Source organism: Ginsengibacter sp. (assembly GCF_057362405.1).
The window spans coordinates 1-25,724 of the sequence record NZ_JBMQQG010000248.1; the positions used below are offsets into that span (position 1 = coordinate 1).

Genomic DNA, 25,724 nt, shown 5'->3' on the forward strand with positions numbered 1-25,724 from the left:
GCAAAGCCGTTAGTCTGGTCATCGAACGGATCGATGAACACGATGAAATTGTCATTTTTTAGAAAATCAAAATCCCGCCGTAACGATTCCACCATTTCGGGGCCGGGCAAAGCTTTGTAGCAAACGGCTAACAAGTAAAGATTATTTTTATCAAAAGTCATTTGTACTTCAGTTTTCACCCGGGCGTGGCTTGTATCCATGGGAAGTACCATAAAAAAATCCTTCGCAACTTTTGCATCTTTCCATACCGATTCGTTGGCTATTCCGTCAACATGGACCAATTCAGTAGTTGGATAAATTTCCAATGTATATGAACTGTTCTTTTTCTGAGCTGTAGTCGCCATAACCAACAGGCAGGCATACACGACGAGTAATCTTTTTTTCAATATTGGTTTCTTTTAATAAACAAGGTTCGCAGGAAAAATACACATCAACCGATATCCATATTCTTCACTCTATCGGAATAAAGAAAAAGAATAGTGAAAATCCTTTTTTAAAATTTTCTACTCCCGCCCTTTTAAAATTCAAATTCCGTTTATTCCGGTAATAACAACTTTAATTGCAAGAGTATGAAATAATGATGTTTCTGCGAAACTTTCCAGGTATTTCTGTGTTGCATGCAGCCATAAAAACGTAGGACACCCTTTGAACCAAATGTCTATCGTTTAATTTTTATCGCCTGCAATGAAAATTTTTTTAGCATTTGTTCGAAGCTGGCAACCGGCCCCATCGAAACAGGGACGAGAAATTGCGACTGGAGTTTTACCAGGGAGCGAGGGGTAGATCGAAATTGTAGTGAATCTAAAAAACGACGAGTATGATCTCGACCCGGTCAATTGACAACCATATCGGATCCGAAAGTATTATTCACTTGAACCCCTTTAATTTACCGGGAAGGCTACGATATTGTCTTCACCATAGTTGGTGCCACCGAACAGATCTATTTTACTGGTATTATTGACAGTAGTTAACTGGACCCAACCCGCCCAGTAGTAATAAGTTTTGTTAGCTCCCGAGGTGTTATTAATAAATTGAAAACCCGAAATAGGGTTATATGGCTGACCACATGAGATGCTTCCACTTATTAATTTACTGGAACCAACTATATCAGCCGTAACCATGGTTGTATTAGTAGCCGGTGAAGAAGTTGTGCCTGCGGTTGTACCCCAACTGGCGTCTGCAAATAGCGTCTTTAAAAAAAACGAGCCCGGCGAGGTGTTACTATTTAAATTATTATCGGCCATCATATAAGCAAAGACCATATATTTTCCCGGAGGTAATGTAATCGAGGTACCGGTGCAATAGTAGGTACCGGTAGCTGTTCCCGGGATATTGCAACCTGCCCCAAGTGTACCGATTATCCCTTTTGGAGTTGGCGTTACTCTTTTTATTACACCATTTGAAACTGTCAATGTACTGTCGCTGGTAGTACCGCTTTGCAAGCCTCCCAATCTCATTGGATTGGATGTGGCTGACACATCCAGCACATAAGCCGGTGCGGTCGTTCCAATGCCTACTTTTCCTGTTGAGGACGGATTAAAAATAAGATTACCGCTTGTTGAGCCAAAAGTTAGATTATTGGCGTTCATTGTTACTGTTCGGTTGGCTTGCAATGTTCCATCCGTTTTGTAGATGCTGGAGTCCAAAGAATTTAAACTTAACGCTGTACTGGCAACGCCATTTACAGTACTGGTTAAACTTCCTCCTGATAATCCTAATGTATTAGAGTTGATAATATTAACCCCGCCTGAAGCAACTCCATTTACAGTTGACGTCAGTGTATTTGTACTTGAATTCAGCGCATTAGAATTAATTATATTCACGCCGCTTCCTGCAACGCCATTCACGATAGTGGAAAGCGTATTAGTTGAGCTGTTGTTGCTAACAGAATTGACAATTGGTGAAGTGGCACTTACCCCATTAACTACGCTGGTAAGGGTGTTCGTAACCGAACCCAAAGTATGGGTGGTGCTTCCGCTAACCAGCGGAGTCCATACTGGCGTAACTGAACTACCTGTATTTACCATAAACAAATTAGTGGAACTGTTGAATATCAGCAAACCCGTTGCCGGTAAAATGATAGCATTTTGCTGAGCCGTTGTCATACGGGGAGCCAGAAACCCCTTGTTGGTACTGCTTACATCCAACATTGCACTTGTATCAGCTAAGTTTCCTGTTGAATTTATTGATACGTTCTGCGCATAAATTCTTGTTACCAATGCCACTTGCATAAGAAACAATATCATTAGCGCAATCTTTTTCATGGGACGGTGGTGATCATTAAGACCTTTTTATTATTGAATTATTATTCGGCAGCTTAATTCTTTAGGGCTTAACGTAAAAATTGGCTTAAAATTGCCCCACGGCTAATCCGATTAAAGTAGTATCGCATAATTCACTCCTTTTAGCTATGGACGGGCATTTAAGCTAATTAATAAAAACAAAATATGTGGATAATCTGAAAATTCGAAAACCTTAGCAATCTGCATGAACTGAAGAAAACAAATTCGCGGGGGCAGGCAACTTTTAAGATTTATGCCGTCGATGATATTAAATTGAAAAAAATCTCATTTCGTGTAACTATTCGACGATTGAGTGTTAGAGCAGGTGCCTGTTAATTGGAGGCGTTTGAGAGAAAACTTGTAGTTCACGGCGGATTGTTGCAATATGCTTTTTGAAAGCAAAATGGACCGCCTTGATTTAAATTTTTTAAAATACAATACGTCTCTTATATTTGCACTCCCAAAAATAAAGGGAGCATAGCTCAGTTGGTTTAGAGCATCTGCCTTACAAGCAGAGGGTCCGCGGTTCGAACCCGTGTGCTCCCACAGTTACCCCGTTTTAAAGCGGGGTTTTTTAATTTTCTTCACTTGAAAGTAGTGGGGGAAATCGGCTTAAATTTTGACAATTATGTTGAGGCCAAAATTATTTGACACTTTAAAATCTTACAACCGGCATCAGTTTGGGAAAGATGCAATGGCCGGTTTAATCGTAGGCATTGTTGCATTGCCGTTAGCTATCGCTTTTGCAATTGCATCCGGCGTTTCCCCCGAAAAAGGATTATACACAGCAATTATTGGAGGATTTATTATTTCCGCATTAGGCGGCAGTAAGGTCCAGATCGGGGGCCCGACGGGCGCATTCATTGTAATTGTTTACGGCGTCGTACAGCAATACGGAATAAATGGCTTAATCATCGCTACGTTCATAGCTGGGATCATGCTGATTATTATGGGACTTGCAAGACTGGGCGCAGTTATCAAGTTTATCCCGCATCCATTAATCATCGGTTTTACAAGCGGCATTGCATTGATTATTTTTTCATCGGAAATGAAAGATTTCTTTGGATTGAAAATGGGAGCCGTACCCGCAGATTTTTTAGAAAAATGGAAAAGTTATTTTATAAACTTTCACTCGCTGAATATTTATACTGTTCTTATAGCCTCGGTGGCGGTTATCATTATTTTGTTGTGGCCCAAAGTTACTCATAAAGTACCCGGCTCTTTAATAGCGATACTTATTACAACGGCTGTTACACAAATATTTCATTTGCCTGTGGAGTCTATCGGCAGCAGGTTTGGCGCTATTCCATCATCATTGCCTTTGCCTGTAATTCCTCACCTGGATTTTGCAACAATTAAAAGCCTGGTAAGGCCCGCGTTTACCATTGCTCTTCTCGGAGGAATTGAATCGTTGTTGAGTGCGGTGGTTGCAGACGGCATGATCGGAGGTAATCACAGGTCTAATATGGAACTAATTGCGCAGGGAACAGCAAATATTTTTTCATCAATATTCGGCGGCATTCCTGCAACAGGTGCCATCGCCCGCACGGCAACAAATGTAAAAAATGGCGGACGCACTCCTGTAGCCGGAATAATTCATGCCATTACCCTCTTATTGATTCTATTGTTTTTTGGAAAGTGGGCCTCACTTATCCCGATGGCAACGTTGGCTGCCATACTGGTTGTTATTGCCTATAACATGAGTGAATGGAGAAATTTTAAATCCGTATTGGAAGGCTCGCGAAGTGATGTAGCAGTTTTGCTTACCACTTTTTTTCTCACAGTAATTATTGATCTCACCGTGGCTATCGAAATTGGAATGGTGCTCGCAGCATTTCTTTTTATGCGCAAAATGATCCAGTTCAGCAATGTGAGTGTGCTAACAAGCCAAATTGATGATCATGCTGATGACCTTGACAAAGGAGCCATAAGCAATTACGACATTCCAAAGGACGCCGAAGTATTTGAGATAACGGGGCCACTGTTTTTCGGCGCAGCTTACAAGTTTAAGGATTCTATTAAATTTATTGAGAGAACTCCGAAAGTTCTTATTATTCGCATGCGACAGGTGCCCATCATTGATGCCACCGGCATTCACGTATTAGAAGAAGTGTTTAAAGAAATCAGCAGACGGGGCACTAAGATTATTTTATCGGGTATCAGTAGTGAACAGGTGATGGAACAATTAAAAAAATCGAGACTCGTATTTGCAATTGGCAAAGCTAACATTGCTGATACGTTTGAAGAAGCATTGAAAAGGTGCCGGGTAATTCTGGATGATATAGATGCATTAAAAATTAAGACACACTGATTTCAAATAACAAAGCCGCCCTATAATATACCCGGGCGGCTTTTTTTGAGGTGTTTTTAAAATAAGGCGGGATTATTTATTTTCTTCTAAATTTTTCTTTGCTTCTATTTCCTTTTTTTCTGCTTCTGCTTTCCTGGCTTCTATTTCCTTAGAAACCGAGTCTCTCCGGTTTTGCTCAATTTGTTTCACAATGGAATCCACACGTGCCTTTTCTGCATTTTCTTTTGCCTTCTTTTCGTTAGCCAGCATTTGTACCTGCGCCAATTTTTGTTGTAATGCATCATCAAGCGCTTTTGCAAACTGGTATCTCGTTATGGATATTTTTTTGGGTTTTAAGATGCCGTAGTCGTATCCTAAAGTAACATGCAAAATATCATACAATTCGTCCTGGTAAAATAATGACTGCGAGTTCAATAAAGCAGCTCTTGTAAATGGCGCATTAATGCCCCAATCTTCCAGCAGACTCTGAACGGCGGTATAATAAATATTGCCCGGTTTAATATCTCTTACCTGGGTAACTGACGTGATGTATGCTTTATTCCGGTCGTAAGTATTAATGAGCGAAGTGTCAAGGTCTGCACTTGTTATGGCATGTCTAATAACCTCCAAAGCCGAATTAAAAGACACGACAAAATCGCCTCTTTTTAATTTTGCATTTCCTAAAAAAGAATTATCGTTATACACAATAATGATATGGTGACTTTCTATTAAATCTTTTAAAGAATTGTAAGCATCATTATTTTCAAGTATGTCAGTAACCTCGCCGATGGATTGTGGGTTTCCAAATCCTTTTTGTGTTTGTTGCAAATGCGTCCCTGACTTTGTTGCAGCTTTTGAGTTTTGAGCGCCTGAAATACCAACCAATGATATAAGTGTTACAATAAAAAAAAATGCCTTGATGAATTGTCTCATACAGTTTTACTATTCTATAAATTACCAGATGCAAAGAATATTGTTTATGCACCCAAATCTAATGCCTGAATTAAAAAATGATAATATGTGCGACGATTACAACTGTTGATTTAAGCAGATAAAAATTGTAAATTTGCAGCAGGTTTATATATGAATCAAACAAAAACACATATAGCGGAAGACTTTGATACCGAGCTCTTAATTGACGGTGATGGTGGCTGCCAGCTTGTAGTTTGGAACGATGAGGTTAATAGTTTTGATTGGGTAATTACTACCCTGGTTGAGGTATGCGGCCACTCAACTGAGCAGGCTGAACAATGTGCCATGATAATTCACACAAAAGGAAAATATGGGGTAAAAGATGGTACCTATGAGTATCTGAAACCTATGTGTGATGCTATAACCGAACGGGGAATTGGTGCTACGGTAGAGGAACTTTCCGAACATTAATGTTTTCTTATTGGGCTTCTTTTCCTTTAATTCCTACTCAACCATTGGGTTTGCCACTTACCACCAATCAAAATTTTAATGCCTGCTTTCTTATCAAGAAATTCACCACATTTCCCCGATGTTGAATCCGCCACTGAAGACGGTCTCCTTGCATTTGGCGGAAATCTTGAAACAGCTACTTTATTAGACGCATACAAAAAGGGAATTTTCCCCTGGTATAACCCGGATGAACCCATTTGCTGGTATTGTCCTGATCCAAGGTTCGTTTTATTTCCTGGCAACATTAAAGTAAGCAAGAGCATGAGAACAATTATCAGGAGACAAGAATTTACATTTTCCATTGACAAAGATTTTACCGGCGTAATGAAAAATTGTCGCCTGGCTACAAGAAAAATTGGGCCCGGCACCTGGATTACCGATGAGATTGAAAATGCATATGGGGTTCTTTACGAAAAAGGATATGCTCATAGTGCCGAAGCATGGTATAATGGAGAGCTAGTGGGCGGACTATATGGTATATTATTGGGCAAAGTTTTTTTTGGAGAAAGTATGTTTGCCAATAAAAGCAATGCCAGCAAATTTGCATTCATAAAATACGTTGAGGAATTAGAAAGAACCGGAATCTGTTTAATAGATTGCCAGGTTTACACACCGCACCTGGAAAGCCTTGGCGCTGAATTTATCCGGAGAAAAAAATTTACAGAACTCCTAAAAAAATTAATTATTTAATGCGATTTTCTTATGAGGATATCTCGCAGCATGCTGGTACACTAATCCCCGTATATAATCATTTTCAGCGTAAGGTGTAATTCTGAATTTGAGCTCATCAATAGTTTGAATCGTAATATCTGCCGGCAGATAACCCATTCCGTAAAATCTTCCTTTCTCCATTAAAATGCAACTTTGTTCCTGTTGCTGCAACCCATAATCAATTAATGCAAAACTCGGCAGTTCATTATCTAAATGATTAATACAGGCTTTAACTCTTTTATTATACTTCACAGGGCTTTCACGCTGTTCGCAGGCACCTTTGCATTTATTTTCGTCGAGCAACTGGCAAGGTTGATTTTCCGACTGCAAAAAACAAAGCTTCGGGCAAAGTTCAAACTGCAACATTAATTTCCGCAATAAATTGTGCCCTTCAGCAAGCAGGTTAAACTTATATAAAGGTTGCATATTTTTTTTCTTTTTCTCAATACACAACCTTAAATATCCTTTCCTATCTTCAAAATAATATAAGCCATATGCCTGTTCAAACCGCTTCTGGCTGCGGTTTTGTTCAGGCCATAATTTTTTTATTTCAATACTTTCCAAAATAAAAGCCATCAATTCTGTTGCCGTTGTTTTATAACTGATGTTATAAATCTTTTTCAAAAATTCCTGCTTTTGCCTATTGGGCTTATTGTTGGAAAAATGGCTATTTACTCTTTTGGCCAAACTTTTTGCCTTGCCTACATAAATAACTTTGCCCTTTTTATCATGGAAATAATAAACACCGGGTTGCGACGGTAGCTTTTTTATTTCACTGGCTGAAATATTGGGAGGCAAAAACTGTTCTTTACTTTTAACCTTCAGCATCGATTGTACGTGTCCGTTAGTATCGCATTTCAAAAGGTGATGAAACAGTTTTGCTGTTGCCAATGCATCTCCACTCGCCCGGTGCCGCTCTTCAATTTCAATACCAAGATGTTTGCATATTTTCCCAAGGCCGTAACCGGGAGCGCCAGGTAAAATTTGCCGGCCCAATCTAACGGTACAAAGTTTCTTGCAATTCAGGTCGTAGCCCGATTGAGCCAGGTGATGCTTCACAAATGAATAATCGAAATTTACATTATGAGCAACAAAAACCTTGTCATTCAGCATATCAAAAAGTTCATCAGCAATACTGCTAAATGGTCTTTCATATTCAACCATTTCGTTAGTAATTCCGGTAAGAGCCACTACGTATTTCGGAATAGTGTAAACGGGATTCAACAATGTATGAAAACGATTTAATATTTTTTTTCCATCGGAAATAAATACAGCAATTTCAGTAATGCCATTTGCCGCGGCATAACCACCGGTAGTTTCAATATCAACTATTGCGTACAACAAAATGTCTTTTTAGAATGTAAACTTACTAACTTCCTTAGTAATAATGTGCATCTTGTTTTTATTACATTTGCAGGCTATAAATTTCCGGATAAAATTATGGATTTAAGCAAAAATTATATTCCCGCTGTGGTTGAGGAGAAGTGGTATAAGCACTGGCTTTCAAAAAATTATTTTAAGAGTGTTCCTGATAACCGGCCGGCATTTACAGTAGTGATCCCTCCGCCAAATGTAACAGGAGTGTTACACATGGGACATACCTTGAACGAAACTGTACAGGACATATTGGTGCGCAAGGCCAGGATGAGTGGCTTTAATGCCTGCTGGGTTCCCGGCAGCGACCACGCTTCAATAGCTACAGAAGCCAAGGTGGTAGAAATGTTGAAAAGGGAAAAGGATATTGACAAAAAAGATCTCTCAAGAGAAGAATTCTTAAAATATGCTTTTGAATGGAAAGAAAAATATGGAGGCATCATTTATAATCAAATTGAAAGACTGGGTTGTAGTGTTGATTGGGAACGGGTATCGTTCACAATGGACGATCATTATTACAAGGCTGTAATCAGAGTTTTTGTTGACTTGTATAAAAAAGGACTTATTTATCGCGGTGCCAGAATGATAAACTGGGATCCTGCCGCCAAAACAGCACTGAGCGATGAAGAAGTAGAGTATAAGGACGTTACCGGCAAATTGTATTATATAAAATATGAAGTGGCCGAATCGCCGGGCGACAATAACTATATTGTTATTGCGACACAGCGGCCCGAAACAATTATGGGAGATACGGCAGTTTGTGCTAACGCTAACGATGAACGTTATACGCAATTGAAAGGAAAAAGAGTTATTATTCCATTAATCAATAAAGAGGTGCCCATAATTTTTGATGAATACGTTGACAAAGATTTTGGAACGGGGATTTTAAAAATAACGCCCGCACACGATATCAATGACTTTAACATCGGGCTTAAGCACAACCTGCCTGTTGTAGATACTTTAAACGATGACGGAACTATCAGCGAAGCGGCGCAAATTTATATAGGAGAAGATCGGTTTACTGCACGTAAAAAAATCGTTGAAGAACTGCGGGCAAGAGGATTATTAGTGAAAGAAGAAGAATATACAACCAGGTTGGGATACAGTCAACGAACTAACGTCGTGGCAGAGCCTAAAATTTCAACGCAGTGGTTTGTGAAAATGAAAGAGATGGCTCAGCCAGCATTAGAAGCTGTCACTTCCGGAAATGTAACAATTCATCCGGGCGACAAATTTAATGCAACTTATAAATACTGGCTGGAGAATGTAAAAGACTGGTGCATTAGCCGCCAGCTTTGGTGGGGCCAGCAAATTCCGGCGTGGTATGACGAAGAAGGAAATGTATATGTAGCGGAAAGCGAGGAAGAGGCAAAACAACTGGCAACTGGTAATAAACAATTTAGAAGAGATGAAGATGTTCTAGACACCTGGTTTTCTTCATGGCTGTGGCCGATTGAAGTATTTAACGGAATTACTGAGCCGGGAAATAAAGACATCAATTATTATTATCCAACTTCAGTGCTTGTTACAGGACAGGATATCATCTTTTTCTGGGTAGCAAGGATGATAATGGCCGGCATGGAATATATGAAGGAGAAACCTTTTAGCGACGTTTATTTTACAGGGATGGTTCGGGATAAACAAGGACGAAAGATGAGTAAGAGCCTTGGCAATAGTCCTGATCTTTTGCATTTAATTCATGAATATGGAGCAGATGCCGTACGGTTTGGCATTATGATTTCATCGCCTGCAGGAAACGATCTTTTATTTGATGAAAATTCACTGGAGCAGGGAAAATATTTTAATAATAAAATCTGGAATGCATTAAAGTTGGTGAAAATGTGGGAAGGGAAGCAATCCGAAAGTAATGATGTTCCCGATAGCAACTTTGCTTTAAATTGGTTTGAAAACCGGCTGAATGAAGTGCGAAAAGAGGTTGACATTTTAATGAAGCAATTCCGGTTAAGTGAAGCTTTAAAAACAATTTATTCATTAATATGGGATGATTTCTGCAGTTGGTATCTTGAATGGATAAAACCTGGCTACGAAGAAAATATTTCCCGGTATGTTTATTTGAAGACCGTTAAACTTTTTGACGAATTATTACAATTGTTGCATCCCTTCATGCCTTTTATAACTGAAGAAATTTATCATCTTTTAAAAGACAGAGATGACGATATTGTAGTAAAACAATTTTTACCCGTTGGGGCAGTTGATACAGCGATTTTGCAGCAGGGAAACCGGTTGAAGGAAATCATCAGTGCCATACGTGATGCAAGAAACAAACATAACATCAGGCAAAAAGAAACCATAAAACTGCACATCGAAACTAACGATGAAAAACAATACGGTTCCATCGAAAATATACTGGCAAAACAAATAAATGCAGAAAAAATTAATTTTTCATCTCAACCTGAAAATGCATTTATTTCTATAGTCGCGGGAAAAGAAAAAATCTATATTGAAACCAATATTGAGGTGAATGTTGTTGCCCAAAAAGAAAAATTATTAAAAGATCTCAATTATCTTAAAGGTTTCCTAAATAGCATTGATAAAAAATTAAGTAACGATAGATTTGTGCAAAACGCAAAGGCCGAAGTGATTGAACTGGAACGCAAAAAGAAATCGGATGCGGAAGCTAAAATTCTTGCTATTGAACAAACACTTTCTTCTTTAGAATAAAAGAAAATATGAATAATACTTTATAAAATAATTCTATGAAATTATCACTAAATTTATTTCTTTTCACTGTTGCGTTTACGGCGGTTGGGCTAGTATCGTTTGCGCAGGATCCGGTTATTACTAAAGTACCAAAATTTAAACCTCCTGTTGTAAAATCGTACCTGGGAATAAACACTAACGGCGCCGTTGTAACCAAGGAGGAAGCCGCTCAATTAATTTCTTTACCATTAAAAATAACGGATGAAAAGAAGAATATATATTCAATAGATTCTTATCATTTTTTGTATAAAAAAAAAGGTGTAGTACAAGACGAAGAAACAGGAAAAAAAAGTACCACATTCACGAACCTGGCAGATCTGTTTAAGACAACTCCGCTGCCTAAAGTTTGGATCGATAACATAAAAGATGGTTTTCAAAAAGACGAAGAATTGTACTTTTTTGATATAATTTTAAAAGACAATAAAAATCGAAAATTCTTTGCCCCGGATTTAAAGATAACCATTCAATAATGATATCAATAAAGGAAGCTGCTTTAAAAGACTTGCCTGTCATTAATAACCTTGCACACGCGATTTGGCCTTCAGCATATGGTGAAATTTTATCATCCGGTCAGTTGAGATATATGCTGGATAAAATCTATATTTTAGCTTCACTCGAAAACCAGCTCTTAAATCTCCACCATAATTTTATTATTGCCTACGATGAAAATGTGCCCGTTGGTTTTGCTTCGTTTTCGTCAAAAGAGGAAGATATCTCAGTTTACCATCTTCATAAAATATACGTGCTACCACGACAACAGGGAAGTGGCACGGGCAAAATGCTCCTGGATTTTGTTGTTAATGCCATTAAAGATCGGCGTGCAACTGCTCTTACTCTAAATGTCAACCGTTATAACAAGGCCCGCTTCTTCTATGAAAAGAAAGGATTCACAATCAGCGGGGAAGTTGATATTGATATAGGAGAAGGTTATTTTATGAATGACTATGTTATGGAATTATTATTGTAATAATAATTCCATTTGTTTTAGCCAAAATTCCATCTACTCAAGAATAATGGCCGTTTGTTCAATCATTCAAATCGATGGAATAATTGGTTGTAAATTTCCAGCAATTATTTTAGATTTATGTTCCCTCCGTAAGAATGTAATTTTTATGGAAAAAAATTGACTAGCATATTGATCCTGGTTAAAAGTAAGTGGTAAGAAATATTCCTGTTTAAAACAAGGCTTTTATAAAGTTATAACCCCCGATTCTTTTCTTTGATAAAGAGAGTTGTTTTCCGATCTATCACAAGTAATTTTATATTCTCACAGACGACGCATGTGTAAACGAATTATTTTTCTGGCTTTTCTTAGTTGCTTCGGGTGTAAGTCTTATGCACAGGAAGGTATTTATATTGATAGTCTTTTCGAATGGCTTAAAAATCACCCGACAATAGATTCAGCATATGTCCACAATTTGCATAGAATAAGTTACCGGTATAGTGAAAAAGATGTAAAAAAATCATATTACTACTACCAGAGAGTTGCAGCAATCAGCGATAGTCTCAATTTTACGTTTGGAAAATCTCTCGCTCAAATAAATCTCGGACTTCTCTTGCTTAACTCCGGAAGTTATGATGCGAGCAATAACGCCTTCTTTAAAGCAATTGATTATGCCGAAGCATGTGGAGGGATAAGATTAAAAGCAGTTTCGCTTAACAACATCGCTGACAATTTCCTTAGCCTGAGGAACTATGAGAAATGCAAAGAGTATGCTCAAAAAGCGATCAATTTTAATACAGAAATAATAACGAATAAAAACGACTTCGCAGAAATGCAGTTAAATCCATATAGGGGGATAGCTATAAATTATGAATTATTATTTCGATGTTATTTTAATCGAAAACGTTATGATGAGGCAAGAAAAAGTCTTGAAAAAGGCCTACCCTTTGCATTGAAGGCAAATGAGAGTTACATCTTTTCCTCCTATTATTTGGCATTTGGGAAAATAAAAGCTATTGACAATGATTACGATTCGGCAAAATATTATTTTCGAAAAGCGATATCAGAAGCTAACATCCAAACTGATTTAAGAAATGAGTTTCAAGCTTACCTGGGCGAGGCACAATATTTGACAAAGCTGCCTTTTAAAACAAAATTAATGCTGCTGGACAGCGCATTGGCTATTGCCACAAATACGCAGTATTACGAAGGGATTACGCAAACAGCCGAACAATTATCGATGGTTTATGATAAACAGGGAATGACAGATTCTGCGTTAGCGTATTTTCGTTTATACCGGGCGGGGTTCGATTCTCTATTTTCACAGAACACGAGCCTAAATTTAATCATCAGCGAATCTGACTATCTCGTAAAAAAGAAAGAATTAGAGAACACGCACTTATTGGAACTTTCGCAACTCCAGAAAAAACAAATTGTTTTCAGAAACGCACTACTACTGGCATCGATTATTCTGCTCCTGCTTACAATAGTGGTAGCATTTTTTATCAATAAATCGATACAGGCAAAAAAGAAAAAAACTGAATCAGCTTTCAAACAGAAAATCGCAGAATCACAAATACAGTCATTGCGGGCGCAAATGAACCCTCATTTTATTTTCAACAGCCTTAACAGCATCGAAAATTTTATGATGCAAAATGAAAAGAGAAAGGCCAGCGATTACCTGCATAAATTTGCCTTATTAATAAGAACTATACTTGATAGCAGCCGCAACGAAATCACCAGTGTATCTCTTGACATGGAGGCATTAAAACTTTACATTGATCTTGAGCAAATGCGTTTTAATAATAAATTTTGCTATAAAGAAAATGTCGACCCACAGCTAATTTCAGGTGATTATAACGTGCCATCTCTGCTAATACAACCTTACGTTGAAAATGCTATTGTGCATGGGATTGCACATAGTGACAGAAAAGACCTGGAACTAACGGTTAGCGCTACCCTGGAAAATGATTATATAAAATATGTTATAGAAGATAACGGTATTGGCAGAATCCAGGCTGAGGATTATAATAAGATAAATAAACTGCACCATAAAAGTGTCGGCTTAAAAATTACTGAAGACAGAATTCACTTATTTAACCAGAACGAAAACGTAAACGGCCACATTAAGATTACGGATCTATATACTGCGGATAATAAGCCAAATGGCACTAGAGTTGAGGTGAAAATTAAAGCTATTTAAAAATGGAAAAGATAAAAGCAATTCTTATTGATGATGAGCTCAACAGCTTACAAAATCTTCAGCAAAAACTGGAAGGTTTTTGCCCTGATATAAGTATCGTTGCTGTAACCCAAAAACCCGAAGAGGGTATAACACTTATCAGGCAACACCAACCTGACGTTGTTTTTCTTGACATTGAAATGCCGAAGATGAGCGGCTTTAGAATGCTCGAAGAACTTGGCGAATATGATTTTGATATTATTTTTACGACTGCTTACAACCATTACTCAATTGACGCGATACGCATTAGCGCCTTTGATTATTTAGTAAAACCGATCGGCATTGAAGATTTGCAACACGCCGTAGAACGATTAAGCAAAAGCCTTAACCGTCAAACGAAAGAAAAAATTGATATTCTTAAAAAATCATTAAGCGACAACAGGAGCCAGGAAGACAAAATTGCTATCTCAACTTCGGAAGGGATCGATTTCATCCCAATCAAAAATATAATTCATATCGAGTCAAAATCAAATTACAGTAAAATTTATCTTATCGATAATAAGAGTATAATGGTGACCAAAATCCTAAAAGATTTTGAAGAAATGCTACTGCCATACAATTTCTACCGGGTTCATAATTCCCATCTGATTAACCTCAACTACATTCAAAAATATATTCGCAGCCAGGGAGGTCACGTTCAATTGCAGGACGGAACTTTAATTGATATTTCCCGTCGCAAAAAAGAAGAATTTTTAAAGATGATTGGAGGATAAAAGTAGTGAGCGTTCAACTGGGAAATAACTCTTTTTTTTGGTTCCTGGTAGTCGATTGGCCCAAATCTAAAACACAAGTTGGTGCGTTTGTTTAATAACCCCCATTACGAAAATACTTTGCACATGACCCATGTTTTCTATCTCACTTAGTTTATTCACATGAAAATCGTAGTAACTATTCATGTCTTCACAAATTACCTTAAGCATAAAATCGAATTCCCCGGAAATACTGAAACATTCCACTACTTCATTTAATTCGTGAATAGTTTTGATAAATTTAACGCCGGCATTTTTACTGTGCTGTTTTAGCGATACATAACAAATCACCATCAATCCCTTTTTCACCTTTTCGTGATTTACCAATGTTACATACTGCTTTATAACCCCCGACTCTTCCATGCGTTTGATTCGCTCATGTACTGGCGTAGTACTTAAATGAATTTTGCCAGATATTTCTTTAATGGTGATGCGTGCATTTTGCTGTAATAACTTTAAAATTTCCAGGTCTTTTTTATCTAAGGAAACATGCAGACTTGTCACTTCTTCTTTTTTAACCGGATTTGGCATAGCTGTTCAGGTAATTATTCTTTATAAATGGTGAAATTATAACTTCTATTCCAAACTTTTAACAAACAATAGGATTTTATCCTATGTTTGAGTAAATTCGCAAAAAAATTTATTAAATGTCAACACTTACAAAAAATTCAATTGACTTTAGCCTTAAGAATAAGGTGAAAGACATGAGCCTCGCTGAATGGGGCCGTAAAGAAATTAGACTGGCAGAAGCAGAAATGCCAGGCCTGATGTCTCTTAGAAACGAATTCGGAAAAGAAAAGCCCTTGAAAGGTGCAAGAATTGCAGGTTGTCTTCATATGACGATTCAGACTGCCGTGCTTATCGAAACTTTAATAGAATTAGGTGCAGAAGTAAAATGGAGTTCATGCAATATATTTTCAACTCAAGATCAGGCTGCTGCTGCAATTGCTGCAGAAGGAATTGGTGTTTTTGCGTGGAAAGGCCAGACGCAGGAAGAAAGCGATTGGTGTATTGAACAAACATTATTTTTTGGCAGTGCCGATCGTCCTTTAAATATGATTCTTGATGACGGTGGTGATCTGACTAATATGGTCTTTGATAAATATCCCGAACTGATCCAGCATGTTAAAGGTTTATCAGAAGAAACTACTACCGGTGTTCATCGTCTTTATGAAAGAATGGAAAAAGGAACGTTACCGATTCCTGCAATCAATATAAACGACTCTGTTACGAAATCAAAGTTTGATAATAAATATGGTTGCAAAGAAAGCCTGGTGGATGCTATAAGAAGAGCAACTGACGTTATGATGGCTGGCAAAGTAGCGGTAGTAGGCGGTTATGGCGATGTTGGCAAAGGATCTGCAGCAAGTTTGCGTGGGGCAGGAGCAAGGGTAATTGTTACTGAAATTGACCCGATCTGCGCTTTACAGGCAGCTATGGACGGATATGAAGTTAAAAAAATGATTGATGCGGTTAAAGAAGCGGATATAGTTGTAACCGCCTCGGGCTGTCGTGATTTGATAAGAAAAGAACATTTTCTTGCAATGAAAGATAAAGCTATCGTTTGCAACATTGGCCACTTTGACATTGAAATTGATATTGCGTGGCTGAACAAAAATTACGGCAATACCAAAAATACCATTAAGCCGCAGGTTGATTTATATACCATAGAAGGAAAAGATGTTATCATCCTGGCAGAAGGTCGCCTGGTAAATTTAGGTTGCGCAACCGGCCACCCAAGCTTTGTAATGAGTAATTCATTTACCAACCAGGTACTTGCGCAGCTCGAATTATGGTTGCAGGCCGATAAATATGAAAATAAGGTGTATGTGCTTCCCAAACACCTCGATGAGAAAGTTGCCCGCCTGCATTTGAAAAAGATCGGTGTAGAACTTGAAGAGCTTACAACAGAACAAAGCAAATATTTAGGTATTCCAAAAGAAGGGCCATTTAAGCCGGAGGCATACAGGTATTAATAAGCAATTACAAGTATGTCTTTATTATAATGTGTGAATTTGTTGTTAAGTTAATGGCAATTCGCCAAAAAATAGCATACTTTTAGCCAAAACGCTCATTTACCTGGGAGTTTCTTATTTGGGGCAATGAGAGAACTTTTTTGGCAAAATAAGCGTTATACGTTTTGTAATTATTAATAATTAAAACAGATAAAAAATGAGAACAGGAAGACCAAGAGAAAGAGCAATTACTTTAAGAGACGGATTTTATATTGAAATTTATAATTCCGGCGAAGGTAAAGGATTGAAATTGAGGAGTGAAACTGAAGAGGCAATGGAACTTGCAGCAAAACAATATTCAAGATTTAAGAAAGTTGTTATACTTGGGGAATATAAAAACGGCGTTAAAGTGGTTAGTGAAAAAGCGTAATAATCGCTGGTTTGATAACGCAGGAATATTCTTAATTAATCTATAGTAACATTTTATATTGTTCTGTAACCCACTCAAGTACGAGTGGGTTTTTTAGTTGTTATTACTATCCGAATTATCCCTGCTCTTTTTGAAAAGAGAAAAATCACTATTCCCAAACTTGTAACTGAACGTGATTCTAAAATTTCTCACACTCCTGCGGCTATAAGACTCCTGGTAAAAGTTTTCTGTATCATAAATTACACCATACCGATGAGTATTTAAGATATCATTTACACTGAATGTAATGGAGCCTTTATCGTTCTTAAATAAGTCCTTTCGTATTCCAAAGTCAGAATCGAATTGTTCTAATCTTTTTCCCTGCGGTATAACCCGGGGCGATTCATATTGTGTAGTGAGCTGGAAACTCAGTTTATTAAAAATGGAAGGATGTTTAGTTTCAATTTTATAATTCGCCGTAAGCTTAGAACTCCAGTTCCATCCTTCATTACTTAAATTTTGCTGAGCGATACCGGCTTTTACATTTCTGTAGTTTACATTAACCGATGGAGTGATATCGAAATTTTTATTGAATTTCTGCTGTAAAGTAAGCTCTAACCCAAACCTGTTGGTACTTTGCGCATTAATGTACGTATTGAGGATAGCATTTGGATCCACTGCTGCATTATTCAGTTGTTGATATTGTGCTGTCGTTAAAGTATCACTATATCTGGTAATATCCTGCAAGGTATTCCGGTAATATAAAACGCCGAGAAAATTGCTTTTGTTTTTAAATGTTTTACTGTAATTAAATTCCATTGAATTGGTAAATTCAGGTTTCAATTTGGGGTTACCTTGTTGAATATTCAACGGATCATTAATATCAATGAATGGATTCAATTGCCAAAAGTTAGGGCGATGAACTCTTCGCGAATAATTGAGTTGTATCTCTTCAGTTTCATTTAATTTCTTTGAAAGATAAAGGCTAGGAAACAGAGCATCCCAAATGTTTTTTATTTGATCCGGGTATTCATAGCCGAACTTTTGAGCGCTGTCAATGAGTGTTCCTGAAAATTTAGAATACTCGCCCCTGAGCCCTGCCTGGTAACCAATACTTGCCATTTTACCGGTGTAAGTAAAATAACCGGCGTGTACCACCTCAGTATATTTATAATTGTTGCTAAGTGGCAATTTAGTCTCAACTCCGTTTACTACTGAGAATGAATTAAAATAACTTGTATAATTGTTGATGTAACTTCTTAGCCCGGTTTCTATTTTATTATCATCTTTCAACGGATTAACAAAATCGATTTTTGCCGTAACCTGGTTATTATCGTTAGCGCCTTCGTTACGAACATTATTCGGGTCACTGTACAAAGAGCCATCGGGGAAATAAAAATTGTTTAAAATGGCCGCATTGCTTTTTACATTTCCGTAACTGACGTTTACGCTCCCATCAATTTCTTCTCCTTCTTTAGGAAATTTATGCGTGTAATTTGCTTGTGTATTATACCGGTTAAATTGGAAGTGTTCGTCAGATGTACGTGCCCCCATTTCAGTTAACAATTTACTATCATCTAAATATTGCTGATTTTGCGATTCACCGTTAGCAAACCGGCCCTGGAAAAGGCCCTGCGAAAGAGTTAACGTATTTCTGTTGTCAATAAAGTAATCGAGGCCAAAACGTGCTGAAACAAATTTCCTGCTGCGTTCGTTATTAGTGTATTGATTAAAATAATTATCAACAACACCATTTGATTTATTTTGCCTGTAACTTTCGCTGTTTGATTTTCCGTCTGCCCGATGATACCCACCACTTACAAAAAAGTTCAATTTCCCCTGCCGCAAATTAAAATTGCCGTTACCCGACCATATACCTTGAGTGCCTGCAGCCAATGAAAATAATCCATTCAATCCTGTTCTTTTATTTTTCTTCAATATAATATTGATAATACCGCCGGTAGTAGAAGCATCATATTTCGCTGATGGATTTGTAATAAGCTCTATGCGGTCAATATTATCCGCAGGAATTTGATCAAGTGTTAATATTGTAGGTCTTCCGTCAATAAAAATTGTTGGCGAAGAATTTCTTAGCTCAACATTTCCATCCACATCAACAGAAACTGACGGAATATTTTTCATTATATCGATTGCGGTCCCTCCTTTTGAGGATATGCTTTTGTTGACGTCAAATATTTTTTTATCAATACCCATTTGCAACGCTGGTTTATTCAATACAATCGTTACGTCTTCCAGTGTTTTTGCAATATGATTCATCATAATATTTCCGAGGTCGTGATCTGTTGAAGCGAGGGAATCGGAATTGGGTTTTGCAAACGAAAAATTGTTATTATACTCACTATAGCCTACAGCAGACAAAAGAATATGCAAACTATCAAACGAATAAATATTGTCAAAACTAAAATCACCGTTAGGTGCGCTTAGCATAGCTGCAATAACAGAGTCCTTCGTTTTATCAGTGAGCGGATCATTCACCTTCGCAATTAATTGAACAGATACAGCCGCAATTGGTTTTTTTGTATCACGATCCAAAATCTTACCATACACCCTGTTATGCGAATTAATTTTTATAACCGGCATATCGTTGTCGGGTAAAGGTTCCTTTTCAACCTGGCCTTGCACATTAAAAGAAATAAGATATACGGTAAAGAGAGTAAGAAAATATTTCATAAAGATTAAAATGCGTCATCGATTAACAATGACAATCGAAAAAATATTGAACGACAGCAGGAGACTGTGTAACTGCGTAATTTATGTTCGCGAGGCGCAAAGATACAAAAGGATCGTTATTGAAAAAAAGGTCATTAATGGTCTAAAACTAATAACATAATCTCTTAAACAAAAAAACCGGCCAAAAGCCGGTTAAAATCTAAATAAAACTATTATTAAAATAAATTGTTTACTCTAAGCGAAATAAAACTTGTTATTTTTTGTAATGATTATTTACCAACTACCTTATATTGAACAACGCCTCCATCAGTTTCTTCCTTTAAATAAGTATCATCGGGAGAAACATACATTTTTTCACCGTTTATAGTTACAACTCTTGACCCTTCCGGTAATTGGGTTACAATATCACCAAGTTGCAAGGACGAAACAGGAGGAGTATTTAAACTATTATCATTGTTGGCATTGTCATCATTATTCAAATTGTTATCTGGATTATTCAGATCACTATTGTTAGTATTATTAACCTCTCCATTTTTTCCAACTACTGTATAAATAGTTTGTCCTTTTGAATCCCTGTCTTCTTTATAATAGGTGCCATTAAGTTCATATAATTTTTCACCATTTAAAACCACCGCTTTGGCGCCCTCAGGTAAATTATATACTGATGCGCCCATTGGAGCATCAACAACCTGGTAAGAATTATCATATTGCTGGTAATAAATACCGTTATAATAATAATAAGGATAACCACCAAGGTAAAAACTATAATAGCCATAGGGAAGCACGCCTATCCTCAATCCAAACGGCGGAAAGATGGGCTGATAATATCCACCGTAATATCCATAATAAAATCCATCATTATAATAGTAAGGGTAGCCGCCAAAAGAAATGGAAACACAGCTCCTTGGAAGAATGGTATAACGCGTACCATACATGAATGAATACCGCCTGTTATTAAAGTTATAGTAGCCACCTCCGTAATACCTGCTGTTATATTGGTAGTAACTATTGCCCCGGTAATTACGGTCATTATACCTGTAACTGCTGTTGTTGTACCTGTAATTGCTGGTTCTGTTTGGATAATAACTGCTGGTCCTTGAAGTGGGAATCCGGTTCCTGTTAAACCCTGAACTTACAACAGCATTGTTTGGCCTGGTAATGTTTACCCTCTCGTTCGTGCGCACATCATTCCTGGTTATTGCATTTCGCTGTGGATATACACGATTGTTCCCTGCATTGTTTGGTGTATAACTTCGAAAATTTCGCTGTACCGGCGTGTAGGAATTATTACCGGAAACAGCATTTTGACGAAAGGTCCTGTTTTCAGAAAAATTATTTCTGCTCTGACGTTGCGGAGCTGCATTCGATTCTCCTCCGCTGCGCCCCACATTATCACGCCCGCGCCCTCTTTGTGCTTCAGCAGAATTAAAGGTTCCTGCGGCAAAACCTGCCAGGAGCATCATACCAATAATAGTTTTCATAAATGTGTTTTTGTAAAAAATGTCATTACCAAATTTAATCTAATTATCGACGGTTTACTAACGTATAATGTTAAATAAAAACGTCCAATAGTTAAGACTTCTGCAGGTGTCCAATATTTACTTACTTACTGATTTTAACGATTTGTAAACAAACGGGCTTAGGTAGTTTAATTTGGTTTTGAGTTGCTTCTAACAAGCCGGTTTTCTTATCTCGCTTAAAGATTACAATGTTGTCGCTATCCTGGTTGGCAACCAGTAAATAATTTCCTGTAGGATCTATTATAAAATTTCGTGGAGCTTTCCCAAAAACGGATTGATATCCAACAAGCGTCAATTTTCCCGTAACAGAATTGATTGAAAATATAGTGATGTTATTCTCATCTCCCCTATTGGAAGCATAAAGAAATTTGTTATCAGGAGATACAAAAACTTCTGCGCTACCTATTACACCTTTAAATCCTTCAGGATGGGTTGGCAGTTCTTGTATTTGTTTCAGTTTCCCCATGTTGTAACTATATGCAGTTACAGTGCCGCTTAACTCATGAATGAGGTAAGCAAATTTCTTATTAGGTGAAAACGTTATGTGCCTTGGTCCACTTCCGGGAGGAGCGCTCACATATGCCGGGGAAGATCGATGAAGAGGTTTAGAGAGTGAGGAATTAAACTGGTAAATCATCACTTTATCGGTTCCCAAATCAGGCGTAAGCAAATAACCATTATCAGGCGAGAAAACAGATTCATGGACATGTGCTTTTTCCTGGCGATCCTTATTGACACTACTTCCTTCATCTTGTATTAACTGGCTTACAGGCCGAAGTGAACCATTTTTACTTATGGGCAAAACCGAAACACTGCCTCCGGAATAATTTGCCACCGCAATCCATTTATCGTTGCCACTTGCAGCCACATAACAAGGGTCCTCTCCTCCTGTTAATTGCGTATTTAAATAAGCAAGATTTCCATTTTTTCTATTGAATGAATAAGCACTCACCTTTCCCGGGTTGGCTCCGCCAGTTTCGTTTACGGCGTATAAAAAATTTCCGCTGTGCGATAAAGTAATATAAGATGGATTAGTTGAAGAGTCTGTATTGCTCACCCATTTTGTGTTCCCGGTTTGTGCATTGAAATTATAAACATAAATACCTTTGCTACCTGTTCCGGTATAGGTTCCGATGATTAGGTAAAAGTTTTGGGAAGTGCCGCATAATGAGCTTAGAAGAAAAATAAAAACAATTGATCGCTTCATAATTTTATTAAATTTTATCATTGAATTAATATAGATAACAATATGAGGTACAATTTAGGATAGTATATTTTAAAAAAGTAAATTATTAAAAGGCAGATGTAATTAAATGCGTTTATCTTATCACTTCAAACTTATCAAAGGTTTGCAAAGCTATATTGGTAATGATAACGTGTTCCACAAGTGCTTTATCAGGCCCGTGTTTGCACCATTCAATAAACTTTTGAATATCTTCATCTGCGCCGGTTATTAGCGCTTCAACTTTTTTGTCACGGGTATTTCTTATCCAACCTGAAAGTTTATGCAGTCTCGCTATTTCTTCTGCTGAAGCCCGAAAAAAAACGCCTTGTACTTTTCCTGAAATTTCTAAATGAACCGATTTCATTTTGTAAAGATAAAGATGAGCCAACCAACCAAAATGGAGATGATGTTAATCATTATTATTACAATTCGCAGCAGGGAATTTAATAACGAACAACTAAACATCTTAATATCTTGGATTTAAAAGAGATAAGGTCATCTCTGAGTTTTACCAATTTAAAAAATATTTGCAATAGTTTGCAACAAAGCTAAACTTTGAGTATTCAACCAATAAAATAAAAAATGAAAAAAATATTTCTTTCTGTACTAATGCTATCGGTAATGAATGCCTTTTGCCAGCAAAAAGCATTTAAGGTTGATGTATATGGAACGGGGCAGCCCATTATTCTAATTCCCGGGTATGCTTGCAGTGGCGATGTTTGGAAATCAACTGTTGATGCACTTAAGGGCAAATATCAGTTGCATGTGTTAACGCTCGCGGGTTTTGCTGGTATGCCACCCATTGATACACCGGTTCTTAAAACTGTAAAAAATGAATTGATACAATATGTAAGACAAAATCATCTCGATAAGCCAGTCCTTATTGGACACGGCCTTGGTGCCTTCATGAGTTTGTGGGCAGCAAGTGAAGATCCATCGTTGTTTTCGAAAATTCTTTGTGTTGACGGAGTTCCGTACATTTCTCCTGCTAAATATCCCGTAACTTCTTCAATAGATACCAGAAAAGCACCGGCTTACAATGAGGAAACTATTGCGTACAATTTTGCAAATATGCCTGCAAAAGAATTCAAAGTGAACCAGTTCAAAGCAATGCGAAACATGGTAAAAGATTCAACGCATGCCAGGCTTATTACAAATTGGAACGCATCAAGTGATCGTAAGACACTTAGATCAACATATGAAGAAATTAGTAATTTGGATTTTAGAAATGCAATTTCAAAAATCAATATTCCCGTTCTTATTTTAGGAAGCAACTTCAGAACAAAAGAACTTTCAAAAAAATTATTTGAAGACGAATATAGTAACCTGGACAATAAACTTATTCTTATTGCTCCTGCAAAACATTTTATTATGTACGACGATCCGATTTGGTTTCGCGAAGAAGTAAAAAATTTTTTAAGAAATGGAATTGCAAATTGATAACGCTTCGGCACGAAATAATATATTCAAGCGAATTATTTCCTTCAAACAATTTCAGTTCCATTTTCTATTGAAGCGATGTGGTAAGTAAGTGGTAATCCCATCTTCGCTTCGTAAGCTGGCGCAACAGCTTCCACAAGTTTGTCGATTTCTGTTTCCTTTACAAGATTAATAACGCAGCCGCCAAATCCTCCACCCATCATTCTTGCTCCAACCACTGCTTTATTATTCCTGAAAAAATCAACTAAATAATCGAGTTCAACGCAACTAACGCCGTACATTTTACTCAGGCCATCATGAGTGGAAAACATTTTTTTGCCTAACGCATCAATGTCACCTCTTCGTAAATCTTCACAGGCTGCTTGTAACCTATTAATCTCTTGCACAATAAAACGGCTTCGCATATCAATCAATTTGTCTTTTGGCAAAACATATTTATCGAGCATAATTTCTGTTACATCACGCAATGAATTAACTCCTGGTTCATGCTCCTTTATCCATTCAACAGCCTGTCCGCATTCTTTACGTCTTGTATTATATTCTGAAGAAGCAAGTGAATGTTTAACGTTAGTATCTAACAGGAGTATTTTTATTCCTTCCAGTTTAAAAGGAACGTATTCAAAATTTAATGAACGACAATCTAATTTGATCACATGATCTTTTTTACCCATCATTGAAGCAAACTGATCCATAATGCCGCACATAACGCCTGCATATTCGTGTTCCGCTCTCTGAGCCATTCTTACCATTTCTAGCCGGTCGAAATTAGTATGTAACAATTCATTCAACGCAAACGTAGTTGCACATTCCACTGCAGCAGATGAAGAAAGCCCCGCGCCAATGGGTACATCACTCGTTAATATCGCATTAAACCCTTTTAGTGCAATTCCTTTTTTACGAAATTGATCGACAGCACCCAAAATATAATTGGGCCAGCTAACATCTCCTACGGGTTTCAAATCATTTATTAAAATGGAAAACGTTTCATTAAGATCCATCGCCATTAAATGTATTTCATCATCATTCCTTAATGACATAGCAATATAGGCAGCCTTATCAATTGCCGCGGGAAGCACAAAGCCCTCATTATAATCGGTATGTTCACCTATAATGTTTATACGTCCCGGAGAACGAACTACGATAGGCTTAGCTCCAAATAATTCTTCAAACTTTTGTGTTACTTTTTGGGCGATAGTTCTTTGACTCATTATTTATTTTGTCTACGTTTATTATTTAATTAAATTAAAATGTAACAAACATGTTTTTAAATGCTCGTACATTTCTTTTAAAGGTTTGAAAATGAACTTTTGTCCGCTTACTTCCCGATACAGAAAGTGAAATTAGCTAATACTAGTGGATTGCAGAAGAAATGGTAACAGAATAGTGAACTGGAATTTGTGAGAATAGCAAACATCTACAAACTATCTTTAACACCTTTGGATACTTCAAATTAGTAAAGATTCTTCGGCAATCTTTCCCATATCTGCAGTGGAAGGATTGGCTTTGTGGGTTAGCCACTGCATAAGCCGTGCTTGTGGGCTGGCTGGGGGGCTAAATTAACCACTCAACTTAATATTTATTTCTTTTCAATGTGTTTGCGAATTTCTAAAATTGAATAAGAGAGCCATAATTAAATTATATATAATTTACTACACAGGATTACCATATCCTGAAAATTCAATTAAGTAAATATATCCTCGTTGCTTTGCAGTATCTGTCCAACTAGTTTCAAAGTTAGTATTGTTCTTTA

General features: G+C 37.3%; 21 protein-coding genes and 1 tRNA gene. 12 read left to right on the top strand and 10 right to left on the bottom strand.

Annotation, left to right across the window (positions count from 1 at the left end; genetic code table 11):
• Both ACO1O5_RS21250 and ACO1O5_RS21255 read right to left on the bottom strand, forming a co-directional pair.
• On the bottom strand, positions 1–386 hold a 386-nt coding region (locus ACO1O5_RS21250; protein WP_486273867.1), incomplete at its 3' end, for a DOMON domain-containing protein.
• Positions 387–881: 495 nt separating this feature from the next.
• Positions 882–2,264, bottom strand: coding sequence for a hypothetical protein (locus tag ACO1O5_RS21255; protein ID WP_486273869.1), 1,383 nt, complete (start codon positions 2,262–2,264; stop codon positions 882–884).
• A 489-nt stretch (positions 2,265–2,753) separates the two neighbouring features.
• On the opposite strand from ACO1O5_RS21255, the gene ACO1O5_RS21260 reads away from it, so the two are divergent.
• Both ACO1O5_RS21260 and ACO1O5_RS21265 read left to right on the top strand, forming a co-directional pair.
• Positions 2,754–2,828 (top strand) — tRNA-Val (locus ACO1O5_RS21260).
• Between the two features lie 82 nt (positions 2,829–2,910).
• Complete coding sequence (locus ACO1O5_RS21265; RefSeq protein WP_486273870.1) at positions 2,911–4,593, top strand: SulP family inorganic anion transporter; 1,683 nt, start codon at positions 2,911–2,913, stop codon at positions 4,591–4,593.
• Between the two features lie 72 nt (positions 4,594–4,665).
• Here the strand turns inward: ACO1O5_RS21265 and ACO1O5_RS21270 are convergent, their stop codons facing one another.
• Positions 4,666–5,505 (bottom strand): hypothetical protein, encoded by an 840-nt coding sequence (locus ACO1O5_RS21270; protein WP_486273872.1) that lies wholly within the window; start codon positions 5,503–5,505, stop codon positions 4,666–4,668.
• Between the two features lie 150 nt (positions 5,506–5,655).
• On the opposite strand from ACO1O5_RS21270, the gene ACO1O5_RS21275 reads away from it, so the two are divergent.
• Positions 5,656–5,955 (top strand): ATP-dependent Clp protease adaptor ClpS, encoded by a 300-nt coding sequence (locus tag ACO1O5_RS21275; protein WP_486273874.1) that lies wholly within the window; start codon positions 5,656–5,658, stop codon positions 5,953–5,955.
• 78 nt (positions 5,956–6,033) lie between these two features.
• Positions 6,034–6,684 (top strand): leucyl/phenylalanyl-tRNA--protein transferase, encoded by a 651-nt coding sequence (gene aat, locus ACO1O5_RS21280; RefSeq protein ID WP_486273876.1) that lies wholly within the window; start codon positions 6,034–6,036, stop codon positions 6,682–6,684.
• Here the strand turns inward: aat and ACO1O5_RS21285 are convergent.
• Entirely contained in the window at positions 6,673–8,049 is a 1,377-nt protein-coding gene (locus ACO1O5_RS21285; protein ID WP_486273878.1) for an exonuclease domain-containing protein, read from the bottom strand. The genes aat and ACO1O5_RS21285 overlap by 12 nt on opposite strands.
• A 96-nt stretch (positions 8,050–8,145) precedes the next feature.
• Here ACO1O5_RS21285 and ACO1O5_RS21290 point away from each other — a divergent pair, with 96 nt between their 5' ends.
• From ACO1O5_RS21290 to ACO1O5_RS21310, 5 genes are all read left to right on the top strand, one after another.
• On the top strand, positions 8,146–10,761 hold the full coding sequence (locus ACO1O5_RS21290; protein WP_486273880.1) for a valine--tRNA ligase: 2,616 nt from the start codon (positions 8,146–8,148) through the stop codon (positions 10,759–10,761).
• Positions 10,762–10,796: 35 nt separating this feature from the next.
• Entirely contained in the window at positions 10,797–11,270 is a 474-nt protein-coding gene (locus ACO1O5_RS21295; protein ID WP_486273881.1) for a hypothetical protein, read from the top strand.
• A complete protein-coding gene (locus ACO1O5_RS21300; RefSeq protein ID WP_486273883.1) occupies positions 11,270–11,767 on the top strand; it encodes a GNAT family N-acetyltransferase in 498 nt (165 codons plus the stop codon). The genes ACO1O5_RS21295 and ACO1O5_RS21300 overlap by 1 nt, the downstream gene beginning before the upstream one ends.
• Before the next feature lie 313 nt (positions 11,768–12,080).
• A complete protein-coding gene (locus tag ACO1O5_RS21305) occupies positions 12,081–13,946 on the top strand; it encodes a tetratricopeptide repeat-containing sensor histidine kinase (protein ID WP_486273885.1) in 1,866 nt (621 codons plus the stop codon).
• Positions 13,947–13,948: 2 nt separating this feature from the next.
• Complete coding sequence (locus ACO1O5_RS21310; RefSeq protein ID WP_486273887.1) at positions 13,949–14,698, top strand: LytR/AlgR family response regulator transcription factor; 750 nt, start codon at positions 13,949–13,951, stop codon at positions 14,696–14,698.
• Between the two features lie 66 nt (positions 14,699–14,764).
• Here the strand turns inward: ACO1O5_RS21310 and ACO1O5_RS21315 are convergent, their stop codons facing one another.
• A complete protein-coding gene (locus ACO1O5_RS21315; RefSeq protein ID WP_486273889.1) occupies positions 14,765–15,265 on the bottom strand; it encodes an Lrp/AsnC family transcriptional regulator in 501 nt (166 codons plus the stop codon).
• A gap of 116 nt (positions 15,266–15,381) precedes the next feature.
• Here ACO1O5_RS21315 and ahcY point away from each other — a divergent pair, with 116 nt between their 5' ends.
• The gene (gene ahcY, locus ACO1O5_RS21320; protein ID WP_486273891.1) at positions 15,382–16,710 is read left to right on the top strand and encodes an adenosylhomocysteinase; all 1,329 of its coding nucleotides are present in this window, start codon (positions 15,382–15,384) and stop codon (positions 16,708–16,710) included.
• Between the two features lie 196 nt (positions 16,711–16,906).
• Positions 16,907–17,119: a hypothetical protein gene (locus ACO1O5_RS21325; RefSeq protein ID WP_486273893.1), complete on the top strand. Its 213-nt coding sequence runs from the start codon at positions 16,907–16,909 to the stop codon at positions 17,117–17,119.
• A 93-nt stretch (positions 17,120–17,212) separates the two neighbouring features.
• Here the strand turns inward: ACO1O5_RS21325 and ACO1O5_RS21330 are convergent, their stop codons facing one another.
• The 4 genes from ACO1O5_RS21330 to ACO1O5_RS21345 form a co-directional block, all read right to left on the bottom strand.
• Positions 17,213–19,789, bottom strand: a complete 2,577-nt coding sequence (locus tag ACO1O5_RS21330) for an outer membrane beta-barrel protein (protein ID WP_486273895.1) — start codon at positions 19,787–19,789, stop codon at positions 17,213–17,215.
• A gap of 269 nt (positions 19,790–20,058) precedes the next feature.
• Entirely contained in the window at positions 20,059–21,270 is a 1,212-nt protein-coding gene (locus ACO1O5_RS21335) for a DUF6515 family protein (RefSeq protein ID WP_486273897.1), read from the bottom strand.
• Positions 21,271–21,391: 121 nt separating this feature from the next.
• On the bottom strand, positions 21,392–22,516 hold the full coding sequence (locus ACO1O5_RS21340) for a lactonase family protein (RefSeq protein WP_486273899.1): 1,125 nt from the start codon (positions 22,514–22,516) through the stop codon (positions 21,392–21,394).
• 112 nt (positions 22,517–22,628) lie between these two features.
• Entirely contained in the window at positions 22,629–22,898 is a 270-nt protein-coding gene (locus ACO1O5_RS21345; RefSeq protein WP_486273901.1) for an acylphosphatase, read from the bottom strand.
• A 218-nt stretch (positions 22,899–23,116) separates the two neighbouring features.
• Between ACO1O5_RS21345 and ACO1O5_RS21350 the strand changes: the two genes are divergently transcribed.
• Positions 23,117–23,974 carry an alpha/beta fold hydrolase gene (locus ACO1O5_RS21350; RefSeq protein ID WP_486273903.1) on the top strand — a complete coding sequence of 286 codons (858 nt, stop codon included), beginning with the start codon at positions 23,117–23,119 and terminating at the stop codon, positions 23,972–23,974.
• Positions 23,975–24,018: 44 nt separating this feature from the next.
• On the opposite strand, the gene galK is transcribed toward ACO1O5_RS21350, so the two are convergent.
• On the bottom strand, positions 24,019–25,182 hold the full coding sequence (galK, locus tag ACO1O5_RS21355; protein ID WP_486273904.1) for a galactokinase: 1,164 nt from the start codon (positions 25,180–25,182) through the stop codon (positions 24,019–24,021).
• Positions 25,183–25,724: the final 542 nt, after the last annotated feature.

Excerpts from the sequence above, each read along its gene's own strand:
- ACO1O5_RS21335 (WP_486273897.1), bottom strand. The coding sequence starts at position 21,270 with ATGAAAACTATTATTGGTATGATGCTCCTGGCAGGTTTTGCCGCAGGA.
- ACO1O5_RS21295 (WP_486273881.1), top strand. The coding sequence starts at position 10,797 with ATGAAATTATCACTAAATTTATTTCTTTTCACTGTTGCGTTTACGGCG.
- ACO1O5_RS21255 (WP_486273869.1), bottom strand. The coding sequence starts at position 2,264 with ATGAAAAAGATTGCGCTAATGATATTGTTTCTTATGCAAGTGGCATTG.
- aat (WP_486273876.1), top strand. The coding sequence starts at position 6,034 with ATGCCTGCTTTCTTATCAAGAAATTCACCACATTTCCCCGATGTTGAA.
- ACO1O5_RS21315 (WP_486273889.1), bottom strand. The coding sequence starts at position 15,265 with ATGCCAAATCCGGTTAAAAAAGAAGAAGTGACAAGTCTGCATGTTTCC.
- ahcY (WP_486273891.1), top strand. The coding sequence starts at position 15,382 with ATGTCAACACTTACAAAAAATTCAATTGACTTTAGCCTTAAGAATAAG.
- ACO1O5_RS21265 (WP_486273870.1), top strand. The coding sequence starts at position 2,911 with ATGTTGAGGCCAAAATTATTTGACACTTTAAAATCTTACAACCGGCAT.
- ACO1O5_RS21350 (WP_486273903.1), top strand. The coding sequence starts at position 23,117 with ATGAAAAAAATATTTCTTTCTGTACTAATGCTATCGGTAATGAATGCC.
- ACO1O5_RS21290 (WP_486273880.1), top strand. The coding sequence starts at position 8,146 with ATGGATTTAAGCAAAAATTATATTCCCGCTGTGGTTGAGGAGAAGTGG.
- ACO1O5_RS21275 (WP_486273874.1), top strand. The coding sequence starts at position 5,656 with ATGAATCAAACAAAAACACATATAGCGGAAGACTTTGATACCGAGCTC.
- ACO1O5_RS21330 (WP_486273895.1), bottom strand. The coding sequence starts at position 19,789 with ATGAAATATTTTCTTACTCTCTTTACCGTATATCTTATTTCTTTTAAT.
- ACO1O5_RS21345 (WP_486273901.1), bottom strand. The coding sequence starts at position 22,898 with ATGAAATCGGTTCATTTAGAAATTTCAGGAAAAGTACAAGGCGTTTTT.
- ACO1O5_RS21300 (WP_486273883.1), top strand. The coding sequence starts at position 11,270 with ATGATATCAATAAAGGAAGCTGCTTTAAAAGACTTGCCTGTCATTAAT.
- ACO1O5_RS21305 (WP_486273885.1), top strand. The coding sequence starts at position 12,081 with ATGTGTAAACGAATTATTTTTCTGGCTTTTCTTAGTTGCTTCGGGTGT.
- galK (WP_486273904.1), bottom strand. The coding sequence starts at position 25,182 with ATGAGTCAAAGAACTATCGCCCAAAAAGTAACACAAAAGTTTGAAGAA.
- ACO1O5_RS21340 (WP_486273899.1), bottom strand. The coding sequence starts at position 22,516 with ATGAAGCGATCAATTGTTTTTATTTTTCTTCTAAGCTCATTATGCGGC.
- ACO1O5_RS21310 (WP_486273887.1), top strand. The coding sequence starts at position 13,949 with ATGGAAAAGATAAAAGCAATTCTTATTGATGATGAGCTCAACAGCTTA.
- ACO1O5_RS21325 (WP_486273893.1), top strand. The coding sequence starts at position 16,907 with ATGAGAACAGGAAGACCAAGAGAAAGAGCAATTACTTTAAGAGACGGA.
- ACO1O5_RS21270 (WP_486273872.1), bottom strand. The coding sequence starts at position 5,505 with ATGAGACAATTCATCAAGGCATTTTTTTTTATTGTAACACTTATATCA.